The sequence below is a fragment of the Bordetella sputigena genome, from assembly GCF_965137885.1.
Lineage (GTDB): Bacteria > Pseudomonadota > Gammaproteobacteria > Burkholderiales > Burkholderiaceae_B > Bordetella_C > Bordetella_C sputigena.
On record NZ_CBCSCA010000003.1, the window covers coordinates 90561 to 103143 of the forward strand.

At 64.6% G+C, this 12583-nt stretch carries 12 protein-coding genes; 5 read left to right on the top strand and 7 right to left on the bottom strand.

From position 1 onward, the window contains the following. Positions 1-13 precede the first annotated feature (13 nt). Both ACNA0R_RS06345 and ACNA0R_RS06350 read left to right on the top strand, forming a co-directional pair. Positions 14-883: a polysaccharide deacetylase family protein gene (locus ACNA0R_RS06345; protein WP_415825113.1), complete on the top strand. Its 870-nt coding sequence runs from the start codon at positions 14-16 to the stop codon at positions 881-883. 183 nt (positions 884-1066) lie between these two features. Continuing rightward, complete coding sequence (locus ACNA0R_RS06350; RefSeq protein ID WP_415825114.1) at positions 1067-2047, top strand: Bug family tripartite tricarboxylate transporter substrate binding protein; 981 nt, start codon at positions 1067-1069, stop codon at positions 2045-2047. 77 nt (positions 2048-2124) lie between these two features. On the opposite strand, the gene dnaJ is transcribed toward ACNA0R_RS06350, so the two are convergent. The 6 genes from dnaJ to hrcA form a co-directional block, all read right to left on the bottom strand. After that, a complete protein-coding gene (gene dnaJ / locus ACNA0R_RS06355; protein ID WP_415825115.1) occupies positions 2125-3249 on the bottom strand; it encodes a molecular chaperone DnaJ in 1125 nt (374 codons plus the stop codon). A 125-nt stretch (positions 3250-3374) separates the two neighbouring features. Next, entirely contained in the window at positions 3375-5300 is a 1926-nt protein-coding gene (dnaK, locus tag ACNA0R_RS06360; RefSeq protein ID WP_415825116.1) for a molecular chaperone DnaK, read from the bottom strand. A 93-nt stretch (positions 5301-5393) separates the two neighbouring features. After that, on the bottom strand, positions 5394-5729 hold the full coding sequence (locus tag ACNA0R_RS06365; protein ID WP_415825543.1) for a thioredoxin family protein: 336 nt from the start codon (positions 5727-5729) through the stop codon (positions 5394-5396). Between the two features lie 62 nt (positions 5730-5791). Then, a complete protein-coding gene (gene grpE, locus ACNA0R_RS06370) occupies positions 5792-6373 on the bottom strand; it encodes a nucleotide exchange factor GrpE (RefSeq protein WP_415825117.1) in 582 nt (193 codons plus the stop codon). A 127-nt stretch (positions 6374-6500) separates the two neighbouring features. Further along, positions 6501-7577, bottom strand: a complete 1077-nt coding sequence (hemH, locus tag ACNA0R_RS06375) for a ferrochelatase (protein WP_415825118.1) — start codon at positions 7575-7577, stop codon at positions 6501-6503. A gap of 43 nt (positions 7578-7620) precedes the next feature. Further along, positions 7621-8628, bottom strand: a complete 1008-nt coding sequence (hrcA, locus tag ACNA0R_RS06380) for a heat-inducible transcriptional repressor HrcA (RefSeq protein ID WP_415825119.1) — start codon at positions 8626-8628, stop codon at positions 7621-7623. A gap of 116 nt (positions 8629-8744) precedes the next feature. Between hrcA and ACNA0R_RS06385 the strand changes: the two genes are divergently transcribed. Then, positions 8745-9644, top strand: a complete 900-nt coding sequence (locus tag ACNA0R_RS06385) for an NAD kinase (RefSeq protein WP_415825120.1) — start codon at positions 8745-8747, stop codon at positions 9642-9644. A gap of 7 nt (positions 9645-9651) precedes the next feature. Next, on the top strand, positions 9652-11298 hold the full coding sequence (gene recN / locus ACNA0R_RS06390; protein ID WP_415825121.1) for a DNA repair protein RecN: 1647 nt from the start codon (positions 9652-9654) through the stop codon (positions 11296-11298). A 99-nt stretch (positions 11299-11397) separates the two neighbouring features. On the opposite strand, the gene fur is transcribed toward recN, so the two are convergent. Beyond that, on the bottom strand, positions 11398-11817 hold the full coding sequence (fur, locus tag ACNA0R_RS06395) for a ferric iron uptake transcriptional regulator (protein WP_415825122.1): 420 nt from the start codon (positions 11815-11817) through the stop codon (positions 11398-11400). Between the two features lie 185 nt (positions 11818-12002). On the opposite strand from fur, the gene ACNA0R_RS06400 reads away from it, so the two are divergent. Further along, positions 12003-12578, top strand: a complete 576-nt coding sequence (locus ACNA0R_RS06400; protein WP_415825545.1) for an outer membrane protein assembly factor BamE — start codon at positions 12003-12005, stop codon at positions 12576-12578. The last annotated feature ends 5 nt before the right edge of the window (positions 12579-12583 follow it).

A 12583-nucleotide genomic window follows, 5' to 3' on the forward strand; every position in this document is an offset into this window, starting at 1 on the left:
ATATGGACTATCAATGATACCCAAGCAACGTATCGATTACTCCGCGATCATCGATCGCAAGAAGCTGGCGCCGCCCGACGGCGCGCGCGTCATCGTCTGGCCCATCGTCAATGTGGAAGACTGGCAGATCGAGCGCTACATGCCGCGCCAGGTGCTGCCCCCACCGACCGGCGTCACCACCCTGCCCGACATCGCCAACTGGGCGTGGCATGAATACGGCATGCGCGTCGGCTTCTGGCGCCTGAAGGCCGCGCTGGACCGGCTTGGCATCGTACCGACGCTATCCATCAACGGCAGCGTCTGCCTCAACTATCCGCGCGTCGCGGAAGAAGCCAATAAATCCGGCTGGGAATTCATGGGACACGGCTTCATACAGATGCCCACGCATCAGGTCGAAGACCAGCGCGCCATGATCAGGCAAACCGTCGAAACCATAGCGCAGTTCACCGGCAAGAAGCCGGTCGGCTGGCTTGGACCGGGCCTGACGCAGACGCTGGAAACGGTGGACTACCTGCACGAAGCCGGCATCCGTTATATCGGCGACTGGTGCCTGGACGACCAGCCGTGCAAGGTGCGCACGGCCACCGGCGATATGGTCGCCATGCCGTACGCCCTTGAACTCAACGACATACCGGTCGTGGCGGTCCAGCATCATTCATCCGACGAACTGCTGATACGCGTCAAGGACACCTTCGACCGCCTCTACCAGGAAGGCGCCGAACACGTGCGCGTCATGGGTATCGCCGTGCATCCGTTCCTGAGCGGCGTGCCGCATCGGATCAAGTATTTCGAAGAAGCGCTGGCCTACGTCGCCGGCCACGAGCACGTGAAGTTCATGACCGGTGCTCAAATTCTGGAGTGGTATCAGGCGCAGCAGGCCTGAGCGCGGCCAACACCAGCGCTATCCGGACAGCGGTGCAGGCCTGCCAGGCCGTCACCGCGCCGAAAAAATCAGGGGGTCAGGGCGGTGGGGGAAAACAAAGGACGCTAGCGTCCAGATTCATTGCGCGGCGCGCCATGCGAGCCGCGTTACCGCCCTAGTTATTCAAATCAGTTCGGAGCTTTTATGCGTACCCGCAGTCTACTCGGCGCCTTCGCCTGCCTTTTCGCCTTATCGGCCAGCACGGGGGCATTGGCCCAGGCCGACGATTATCCCAACCGGCCGATCCGGCTGTTGGTGGGTTTCCCGCCCGGCGGCATTTCCGACGTCATCGCGCGCACGGTCGCATCCAAGGCCAGCGCCATCCTGAAACAGAACATCGTGGTGGAAAACCGGCCAGGCGCGGGCACCACCATCGCCGCCGATACGGTGGCGCGCTCGGCGCCCGACGGCTACACCCTGCTGCTGCAGGACACGACCACGCATGCCATCAACGCCAGCCTGTATCCCAAGCTGCCTTTCGATACGGTCAAGAGCTTCACGCCGATTTCGCTGGTGTCCAGCTCGCCGCTGATGCTGGTGGTCAAGGAAGACTCGCCGGCCAAGACGGTGAAAGAACTGATCGCCCTGCTGGCATCCAAGCCGGGCAGCTATGCCTACGGCTCGTCCGGCAACGGCACGATCATCCACCTGGCCAGCGAAATGATGGATCGCGCGGCGAACGTGCAGGCGGTGCACATCCCCTACAAGGGCAGCGCGCCGATCATCCAGGCGCTGCTCTCGGGTGACGTCGCCTATGCATGGAGCAGCATGCCGCCCGCCATTTCGCAGGTGAAGGCGGGTAAGCTGCGCGCGCTCGCCGTCAGCACGCCCAAGCGCATCGCGGCCGCGCCGGATGTGCCGACGATTGCCGAGGCCGGCGTGCCGGCGGCGGAAGTGGTGCTTTACAACGGCGTCCTGGCCCCCGCCAATCTGCCGCCCGCCATCGTCAAGAAGTTGAATGCCGCCTTCAACGAAGCGGCCAATAGCGACGAGGTCAAGACGGTGTACGCCACGCTGGGCGCCGAGCCGGTGGCCGTCACGCCGGAACAGATGCAGGCGCAGATCAATGCCGACATACCCAAGTACGGCAAGGTGGTGAAGGAAGTCGGCGCCAAGGTGGACTGAGAGGCGCCTTAATAAAAAAAGCCCGGATTCCAATTGGAACCCGGGCTTTTTCATATCACCGCGCCGCGCCGCCGGAATCAGCTGAAGAACTCCTTCACCCGATCCGTCCAGGACTTGCTTTGCGGCGAATGGCGGTCGCCGCCGTCGTTCAGCGACGCCTCGAACTGGCGCAGAATGCTCTTCTGCTCTTCGCTCAGGCGCACCGGCGTTTCCACCACCACATGGCAATACAGGTCGCCCGGATAGCTGCCGCGCACCCCGCGTATGCCCTTGCCGCGCAGACGGAAGGTCTTGCCCGACTGCGTGCCTTCGGGAATGGTGATTTCCGCCTTGCCCCCCAGCGTCGGCACTTGCAATTCGCCGCCTAGCGCCGCCGTGGTGAAGGGTATGGTCAGCTCGCAATGCAGGTCGTCGCCGTCGCGCTGGAAGATCTTGTGCTGCTTGATGTGGATTTCCACATACAGATCCCCCGGTGGCCCGCCGTTCAGGCCCGGCTCGCCGTTGCCGGCCGAGCGGATACGCATGCCATCATCGATGCCGGCGGGAATCTTCACCTGCAGCGTCTTATTGCGGCGGATGCGGCCCACGCCATCGCAGTTCACGCAGGGATCGGTGATCTCCTTGCCGCTGCCATGGCAGGTCGGGCAGGTCTGCTGCACGCTGAAAAAACCCTGCTGCATGCGCACCGCGCCGGAGCCGCCGCAGGTGCGGCAGGTCTTGGGCGTGGTGCCCGGCTTGGCGCCGCTGCCGTGGCAGACTTCGCAGTTCTCCCAGCTGGGCACGCGGATTTCGGTATCGAAACCGTTGGCGGCCTGCTCCAGGGTGATCTCCAGCGCGTACTTCAGATCCGCGCCGCGATAGACCTGTGGACCGCCGCCCCGCCGCGCGGCACCGCCGAAAATCTCGCCGAAGATGTCGCCGAACGCATCGGCGAAACCGCCGCCCATGCCAGCCCCCATGCCGCCCGCGGCGTTGGGATCGACGCCGGCATGGCCATAGCGGTCATAGGCGGCGCGTTTCTGGTCGTCGGTCAGGACCTCGTAGGCTTCCTTGGCCTCTTTGAACTTTTCCTCGGCCTCTTTGTTATCCGGATTGCGGTCCGGATGGTATTTCATCGCCAGCTTGCGATAGGCCTTCTTGATGTCGTCGTCCGAAGCGTTTTTGGCAACGCCAAGGATCTCGTAATAGTCACGTTTTGCCATGATCTTCCAAAGGCTTTTCTTCTGCGAGGGCGCCGATCAAAAACCCTGTTTTCATACGACCGCGCCCGGAGCCGGAAAACTTCCGGCCCCGGGCGTTTTACACCATCACTGTACGCGGTGGTTCATCACTGGTCGCGCTTGACTTCCTTGAAGTCGGCATCGACCACATTGTCGTCAGCCGGCTTGGCGTTGTCCGCCGCGTTTTGCTGCTGCGCGGCCTGCTGCGCCTGCATGTCGGCGTACATTTTCTCGCCCAGCTTCTGCGACGCGGTGGACAGCGCCTGCACCTTGGCATCGATCGCGGCCTTGTCGCCATCCTTCAGGGTGGCTTCCAGGTCCTTGATCGCCGCTTCGATGCTTTCCTTTTCGGCGGCATCCAGCTTGTCGCCATACTCCGTCAGCGACTTGCGCGTGGCGTGCACCAGGGCGTCGGCCTGGTTGCGCGTCTGCGCCAGCTCGGCGATGCGGTGATCCTCGTCGGCATTGGCTTCGGCGTCCTTCACCATCCGCTGGATCTCTTCTTCCGACAGACCCGAGTTCGCCTTGATGGTGATCTTGTTTTCCTTGCCCGTGCCCTTGTCCTTCGCCGACACGTGCAGGATGCCGTTGGCGTCGATGTCGAAGGTCACCTCGATCTGCGGCACGCCGCGCGGCGCGGGCGGAATGCCTTCCAGATTGAACTCGCCCAGCGCCTTGTTACCCACCGCGATTTCGCGCTCGCCCTGGAAGACCTTGATGGTCACCGCCGGCTGATTGTCGTCGGCCGTCGAGAACGTTTGCGAGAAGCGGGTCGGGATGGTCGTGTTCTTCTGGATCATCTTGGTCATGACGCCACCCAGGGTTTCGATACCCAGGGACAGCGGCGTGACGTCCAGCAGCAGCACGTCCTTGCGGTCGCCCGACAGCACGGAGCCCTGGATCGCGGCGCCGGCGGCGACGGCTTCATCCGGGTTCACGTCCTTGCGCGGATCGCGGCCGAAGAATTCCTTGACCTTTTCCTGCACCTTGGGCATGCGCGTCATGCCGCCAACCAGGATCACGTCGTGGATTTCCGAAACCTTGACGCCGGCGTCCTTGATCGCGATGCGGCACGGTTCGATGGTGCGCTCGATCAGGTCTTCCACCAGCGCTTCCAGCTTGGCGCGCGTGATCTTCAGGTTCAGGTGCTTGGGACCGGAAGCATCGGCCGTGATGTACGGCAGGTTGATTTCGGTCTGCTGGCTCGACGACAGTTCGATCTTGGCCTTTTCGGCGGCTTCCTTCAGGCGTTGCAGCGCCAGCACGTCCTTGGACAGATCGACGCCCTGCTCTTTCTTGAACTCGCCGATGATGTAGTCGATGATGCGCTGGTCGAAGTCTTCGCCACCCAGGAAGGTGTCGCCGTTGGTGGACAGCACTTCGAACTGCTTTTCACCGTCGACGTCGGCGATTTCGATGATGGAAATATCGAACGTACCGCCGCCCAGGTCATACACGGCGATCTTGCGGTCGCCCTTTTCCGACTTGTCCAGGCCGAAGGCCAGCGCGGCCGCGGTCGGCTCATTGATGATGCGCTTGACTTCCAGGCCCGCAATGCGGCCGGCGTCCTTGGTGGCCTGGCGCTGGCTGTCGTTGAAGTAGGCCGGCACCGTGATGACGGCTTCCGTGACTTCCTCGCCCAGGTAATCCTCGGCGGTCTTCTTCATCTTGCGCAGCACTTCCGCCGACACCTGCGGGGGCGCCAGCTTCTTGCCATGGGCTTCCACCCACGCATCGCCGTTGTCCGCCTTGGCGATCTTGTAGGGCATCAGGTTGATGTCCTTCTGCACTTCTTTTTCGTCGAACTTGCGGCCGATCAGGCGCTTGACGGCGTACAGGGTGTTCTTGGGATTGGTGACGGCCTGGCGCTTGGCGGGCGCGCCGACCAGGATTTCACCATCGTCCATGTACGCGATGATGGAAGGCGTCGTGCGGGCGCCTTCAGCGTTTTCGATGATGCGGACCTGGCCACCGTCCATCACAGCCACGCAGCTGTTGGTGGTGCCCAGGTCGATGCCGATGATCTTGCTCATGATGGTTTACCTTGAATGGATCTAAGGTTGAATTGGTAAAAAACTCGGTTAGCGGATAAGTGGGGCTGCCGTCAGGGTTTTCAAGCGCAATATTCAGCTCTTTTCCGACCGCAGCCGCTGCACGGCTTCGGTGAACTGCGGCAGGCCCGGCCAGCCGGTGATCCGGCCCAGCCGCTTGCCCGCGCGGTACATTACGAAAGTGGGGACGCCATGCAGGGAGAAACGCCGGCCCAGCGCCACGTCGTCGTAGACGTCCGCCTGGAACCAGCTCAGTCCCAGCGCCAGCAAGGCGTCCTTATGCAGCAGGGCCGTCTGCTTGAACAGATTGCAGTTGTAGCAATCCGTGCCCCATAGGAACACGCAGCGCAGGTCGTCGCCGGGCGCCTGCACGACATCGCGGTCAAAGCCGTCGCTGGCGACGGGACGCATGCCGAACAGCTCGAACACCTGGGAGGGGTCGAAAGCCTGGGACGTGGCCACGGCGCGCCCCGTCAGCCCTGCTGGCCCGCGGACACCACGACCAGCGCCGGACGCAGGACACGGTCGACGATCAGGTAACCCTTTTGCAGGGTCTGCACGACGGTGTTGGCGGGCTGGTCGGAGGGGACCGACGAAATGGCCTGGTGCTGGTGCGGATCGAACTTGTCGCCCGCGGCCGGCGCGATTTCCATCAGCTTGTTGCGCTCGAAGGCGGAGGTCAGCTGTTTCAGGGTGGCTTCGACGCCCTCGCGCAGGAACTGCACCGTCTGCTCCTGCTGGGCCAGGGCGGCCTCCAGGCTGTCCTTGACCGGGACCAGGCTCTCGGCAAAAGACTCGATGCCGAACTTGTGCGCCTTGGAGACATCGTCCTGTGCGCGGCGGCGGATGTTTTCCGCGTCCGCGCGGGTGCGCAACAGTTGATCGTAGTGTTCCGCGGCCTTGGCTTGCGCGGCTTCCAATTCGGCGCGCAGCGTCGCCAGCAAGTCCTGCTGGCCTTCGGCCGCGCCCCCGGGCGCGCCGGTACCGGCGGCGCTGGTGCCAGCCGCTGCGTCGATGTCGGGCCTTTTCTCGGCAGGCTCGTTCTGTGCCGTCATGGGATGGATCCTCCAGGTATTGAATAACGTTGGAGAGCAGTGTGGGGGCCAATGCCCCCATTTCAAGGGGGGTTTAAACAAGCGGTCGAACATTCCCGACGCGCCGCGTCGGGCGATGCGGCGGGCGCTAGAGGGGCCAGCCCTGCAAATGGCGTTGAACCAGCTCGGACAGCGCGGCGATCCACGCCTCGTCATCGTTGAGGGCCGGGATGTAGCGCAGGCGCTTGCCGCCGGCCTCGATGAAGGCATCGCGGCATTCCACCTGGACTTCTTCCAGGGTTTCCAGGCAGTCGGCCAGAAAACCGGGACAGACCACGTCCACCTCGGTCACGCCTTCCCGGGCCAGGGCCATCATGGTAGGAGCGGTGTAGGGCTCCAGCCAGCGAGCCGAGCCGAAACGGCTCTGGAAGGTGACCAGCGCCTGCTCGGGCATCAGCCCCAGGCGTTCGCGGAGTAGCCGGCCGGTGCGCAGGCAGTCCTGATAGTAAGGATCGCCCAGCTCCACTGAATAACGCGGCAGTCCGTGAAAGCTCATCACCAGTTTCTGGGGCCGGCCATGTTCGGCCCAGTAGCGCTCGATGCGCCCGACCACGGCCTGCAGATAGCCTGGATCGTCATGGAAACGCTTGATGAAACGCAATTCGGGCTGGTCGCGCAGCCGCGCGGCATGACGGGTAACGGCATCGACGGCGGTGGCCGTCGTGCTGGCCGCGTATTGCGGGTACATGGGCACGACGAGAATGCGTTCGCAGCCGCGGCGCCGCAGCTCGTCCATGGCCTCGGGCACCGAAGGACTGCCGTATCGCATGCCCAGCCCGACCTCCGCCTGCACGCCACGCTGCCCCAGCAGGCGGCTCAGGCCTTCGGCCTGCCGGCGACTGTAGACCATCAGCGGCGATCCGCCGTCCATCCAGATGCCGCGATAGCGGGGCACCAGTTTCCGAGGCCGCAGCGTCAGTATCAGCCCATGCAGGATGGGCCACCAGAGATAGCGGGGAATTTCGATCACCCGCGGGTCGGCCAGGAACTCGCCCAGATAGCGGCGGATTTCCACGGCCGTCGGCGCCTGCGGGGTGCCCAGATTGACCAGCAGCACGCCCGTCTTGCCCAGGCTGGGCACCGCGCGCTCGGCGAAAGGATCGGCCTGCTCGGGTTCCGGCAGGAACCGTTCGGGCCACAGATATTTGAACGCACGCAGGAACACGCGGATACCTCGCCAGCCGTACGCCCCCGCCGGGACGCCGGAATTATTTAGTGTTATGACTCAGGGCGTTGGACAGCAGGCGTGCCGTGATGTCCACGATCGGGATAACGCGTTCATACGACATGCGGGTAGGCCCGATTACGCCCAGCGTGCCTACGACCTGGCCGTCGACACCGTAGGGCGCGGTGATGACGGAGACCTCTTCCAGGGGAACCAGCTGCGAATCGCCGCCGATGTAGATCTGGACTCCCTGCGCGCGGCTGGACACGTCCAGCAGCTGCAGCAGGTCGGTTTTCTTTTCGAACAGCGCGAACATCTTGCGCAGCCTATCCATGTCCGACGCGATGTCGGTGACGTCCAGCAGCTTGCGTTCGCCCGAAATCACCACGGCATCGCCGTCTTCGATGGCCTCCGTGCCGGCTTCGACGGCGGCCTGCATCAGCCGCGAGATGTCGTCGCGCAGTTGCGCCAGCTCGGTCGCCAGCGTGCGGCGGACGGCGTCGAAGGACTTGCCGGCGAAGTGCACGTTGAAGAAATTGGCCGCCTCCAGCAGCTCATGTTCGGCATAGTCGCGCTGCACGAACAGGATCCGGTTCTGCACATCGCCATCCGGCGTGACGATGATCAGCAGCACCCGCTTTTCCGACAGGCGGATGAATTCGATCTGGCGGAAAACCTGCGCCCGCTTGGGTGTCAGCACGACGCCGGCGAACTGGGTCAGGTTGGACAGCAGGGCCGCGGCCGCATTCACCGCCCGGGCCGGCTCGGCGGCCGGCAGGCTTTCGCGGATATGCTCCGGCTGGATGGCGTAGCTGCGCACCGCAAGGAGCGAATCGACGAACAGCCGGTAGCCGCGCGGCGTGGGTATGCGCCCGGAGGACGTATGCGGGCTGTGGATCAGCCCGGACTCCTCCAGATCCGCCATCACGTTCCGTATGGTGGCCGGCGAAAGATCGAACACCTTCGATAGCGTGCGCGATCCGACCGGCTGGCCGTCGGCGATATAGCGTTCTATCAACGCCTTGAGCAGTGCGCGTGCGCGGTCGTCCATCTCGCTATTTTATGGAAACTTTTTTGCAACGGTGCCAATTTTGTCCCGCAAAGGCAAATATGGCCCCATATAATCGTTGAATCCTAGCCTAAACCCACACCGGACGCCGCTCCAGCATGCATTTCCCGACTGTCGCCCTTATCGGCAGATACCAGGACACCGGACTGGACGCGCCGCTACGCGCCTTGGCCCAGATGTTGACCGAGGAAGGCCGCAGCGTGCTTGTCGAAGAGGACACGTCGCGCAACACCGGCCTGGCGGAATTTCCTATTGCCGATATCGACGAGATCGGCCGGCGCGCCGATCTGGCCGTGGTCATGGGCGGCGACGGCACCATGCTGGGCGCCGCCCGCTACCTGGCCCCCCACGGCGTGCCGCTGATCGGGGTCAACCACGGCAGGCTGGGTTTCATCACCGACGTGCCCCTGCATGACGCCAAGAGTGCCCTGTCGCGCGTGCTGGCGGGCAACTTCAAGGCCGAGGACCGCATGCTGCTGGAAGGCAGCGTCTGGCGCGGCGACCAGCAATTGTTTTCCTCTTCCGCGGTGAACGATGTCGTGCTCAACCGCGCGGGTCGCGGCGGCATGATCGAAGTCCGTGTCGAACTGGACGGGATTTTCATGTACACCCAGCGGGCGGACGGGCTGATCGTCGCCACGCCGACCGGGTCCACGGCCTACGCCCTGTCGTCCAACGGGCCCATCCTGCATCCCGGCCTGCAGGCCATGGTGCTGGTACCGGTGGCGCCGCAGACATTGTCGAACCGGCCCATCGTCATCCCGGACAACGGAGAACTGGCGATGACCCTGACCGGCATGGGCCGCGTCGAACACGGAGCTTCCTGCCACTTCGATATGCAAACCTGGTCGGACCTGCAGCCGGGCGACCGGATCGTGGTGCGGCGCGCGCCGCACACCATCCGCTTCCTGCATCCCGAAGGCTATAGCTTCTTCACGACCCTGCGACGCAAGCTGCATTGGAACCTGATGCCGCAAGCCACGGATAGCGGAGAATGACGCCGCCATGCTGCGCACGCTGCATATCCGGGATTTCGTTATCGTCGAAAAGGCCGACATCCACTTCGGTGCCGGCTTTACCGTGTTTTCCGGCGAAACCGGCGCCGGCAAGTCCATCCTGATCGACGCGCTGGCCCTGACGCTGGGCGAGCGCGCCGATGCTTCCGTACTGCGCGAAGGCGCGGCGCGCGCCGACATCAGCGCGGTCTTCGACACGCCCGACCATCTGCGCGCGTGGCTGGCCGAACGCGCGATCGACGCGGAAGAAGAACTCGTCCTGCGCCGCGTGGTGGATGCGCAGGGCCGCAGCCGTGCCTTCGTCAACGGCGTACCGTCGACCATCGCGCAACTGCGCGAACTGGGCGACAGCCTGGTCGATATCCACGGCCAGCATGCCCATCAGAGCCTGATGCGGCCGGACGCGCAGCGCGACCTGCTCGATACGCAGGGCGGCCACGGCGAGTTGCGGCAGACGGTGGCCCAGGCCTGGAAGCGCTGGCGCCAACTGGCCAGGCAACTGGAAGGCGCCGAACGCGATAGCGCCACGCTGGAAGCGGATCGGGAACGCCTGCAATGGCAGGTCGACGAGCTGGACAAGCTCGATCCTCGCCCCGGCGAATGGGAGACCCTGCAAACCGAACACACGCGCCTCTCGCATGCGCAATCGCTGCTGGATGGCGCATCGCGCACCGTGCAGGCGCTCGACGGCGACGATGAATCCGCGCACAGCAGAGTGGTCGCGGCGGTGCACGTATTGGAACAGCTCAAGCGCCACGACCCCGAGCTGGCGGGGGTATACGACGAACTGGAGTCCGCCCGGATCGCCATCGCCGAGGCCGTGTCCGACCTGAACAACTATGTCAGCCGCGTCGAACTGGACCCGGCCCGGCTGGAGCAGGTCGAAGAAAGAATGACCGCGGTATTCGAGCTGGGACGCAAGTTCAAGGTCGACCCCGACGGCCTGCCCGAACTGCGTGAGTCGCTGCACGCGCAACTGGCGGACATGGCGGCGGCTGCCGACGTGGACGCCCTGCGGGCGCAGACCGAAGCCGCCCAGGCCGAGTACACCAAGGCCGCGACGAAGCTATCGACGGCCCGCCGCAAGACCGCCAAGGATCTGGGCAAACTGATTACCGAAGCCATGCAGACGCTGGCGATGCAGGGCGGTCGCTTCGAAGTGGCGGTGGAAAAAGCCTCCGCCCCGTCGGCGCAGGGGGATGACGTCGTGGAATTCCTGGTGGCGGGACATGCCGGCACCACGCCCCGGCCGCTGGCCAAGGTCGCGTCGGGCGGCGAACTTTCGCGCATTTCGCTGGCCTTGTCGGTCATCGCCAGCCGGGCCGCCCGCGTACCCACCCTGATATTCGATGAGGTCGATAGCGGCGTGGGCGGCGCGGTGGCCGAGGTCGTGGGCCGCCTGCTGGGAGAGCTCGGCCAGCGCCACCAGGTGCTGTGCGTGACCCACCTGCCCCAGGTCGCCGCGCGCGGCGGCGCCCATTATCAGGTCAGCAAGGCGGAAAAAGCCGGCACCACGCATTCGCGCATCGTGGAACTGGATGCCGAAGCGCGTGTCGAGGAAATCGCGCGCATGCTGGGCGGGATCAAGATCACCGCCACCACGCGGCAGCACGCCCGGGAGATGCTGGGCGCCTGAGGCACAGTCGCGCTACCGCGCATGGGCGGCGCGGCCCGGCTCCCGGGCCCTACGGCGCATGGTCCCGCCTGACGCCGGGCCATGCCGGCCGCCATGCGCCTAGCGGCGGGTGGCGCAGTCCCCGCACGTACCGTACAGCACCATCGCGTGGCTTTCCAGCATGAAGCCGTTGTCCTTGGCGATCTTGTGCTGGCGCTTTTCGATGTCGGTATCGTTGAATTCGACGACCTTGCCGCAGTTGGTGCAGATCAGGTGGTCGTGATGATCGCCGTCGTTCAATTCGAAGACGGCCTTGCCGCTATCGAACTGGCTGCGCGCCAATATGCCCGCCTGCTCGAACTGCGTGAGCACCCGGTACACGGTGGCCAGGCCGATTTCGACGTTTTCGGCGATCAGGGCGCGATAAACGTCTTCCGCGCTAAGATGGCGCTGCTCCGCTTTGCGGAAAATATCCAGGATCTTCAGGCGCGGAAAGGTGGCCTTCAAACCCATGGTCTTGAGGTCGCTTTGATCGCTCATTGGTCCAATAGGAAAATTTCCGGGCGGTCAGGCGGGACGGGAACGGACCGGCGCGGCCGCCGACCCATCCCCTGCGCTTGCGTTCGGCCGAGCGCTCCGGCGCCTGCGCCACGCGGAATGACTTGATAAGCCTTTATGATAACGGTTTTGCCAGTATCAATTACGGGGAACCCCGAGTGTCCACGATCCTACGTCCCACATCCCGCCGCTTGAAAGCGGTAATCGCCATAGGCGCGATCGCCGCCGCCCTGGCGGGATGCAGCTCCGGTAAATGGGGTTTCCCGTACAAAGCGCCGGTTCAGCAAGGTAACTGGATCACCAGCGAGCAGGTCGCCCTGCTGCGGCCCGGGATGACCCGCGAGCAGGTGCGCTTTGCCCTGGGCAGCCCCACGCTGACCAGCGTGCTGCATGCCGACCGCTGGGATTATCCCTACTACTACAAGCCTGGCTACGGCGCCGTCCAGGAACGCAAGTTCACGGTGTTTTTCGAGAACGACAAGCTGACCCGCTGGCAAGGCGACCAGCAGCCCGCCGTCCAGCCCTACCAGTTGGCCGACGGTCCGTCCAATTCGGCCGGCACCAATGTTCCGCCGCCGCAGGCGCCCGCCCCGGCAGGCACCGCGCCGGCCAGCCCGACGGGCGCCGGGCTGCCCGCCGGCGTCAGTGGGGGCAATGGCGCACCTGCAACCGTCAACGGCACGGGCGGCACGCCCACGACCATCAATAGCGGCGGCGCCCCCGCCGGCGGCGGCCAGCAGTAGCGGTT

Bases quoted from the DNA above. Each gene is read 5' to 3' on its own strand.
- ACNA0R_RS06345 (WP_415825113.1), top strand. From the start codon at position 14: ATGATACCCAAGCAACGTATCGATTACTCCGCGATCATCGATCGCAAG.
- ACNA0R_RS06350 (WP_415825114.1), top strand. From the start codon at position 1,067: ATGCGTACCCGCAGTCTACTCGGCGCCTTCGCCTGCCTTTTCGCCTTA.
- dnaJ (WP_415825115.1), bottom strand. From the start codon at position 3,249: ATGGCAAAACGTGACTATTACGAGATCCTTGGCGTTGCCAAAAACGCT.
- dnaK (WP_415825116.1), bottom strand. From the start codon at position 5,300: ATGAGCAAGATCATCGGCATCGACCTGGGCACCACCAACAGCTGCGTG.
- ACNA0R_RS06365 (WP_415825543.1), bottom strand. From the start codon at position 5,729: ATGCGTCCCGTCGCCAGCGACGGCTTTGACCGCGATGTCGTGCAGGCG.
- grpE (WP_415825117.1), bottom strand. From the start codon at position 6,373: ATGACGGCACAGAACGAGCCTGCCGAGAAAAGGCCCGACATCGACGCA.
- hrcA (WP_415825119.1), bottom strand. From the start codon at position 8,628: ATGGACGACCGCGCACGCGCACTGCTCAAGGCGTTGATAGAACGCTAT.
- ACNA0R_RS06385 (WP_415825120.1), top strand. From the start codon at position 8,745: ATGCATTTCCCGACTGTCGCCCTTATCGGCAGATACCAGGACACCGGA.
- recN (WP_415825121.1), top strand. From the start codon at position 9,652: ATGCTGCGCACGCTGCATATCCGGGATTTCGTTATCGTCGAAAAGGCC.
- fur (WP_415825122.1), bottom strand. From the start codon at position 11,817: ATGAGCGATCAAAGCGACCTCAAGACCATGGGTTTGAAGGCCACCTTT.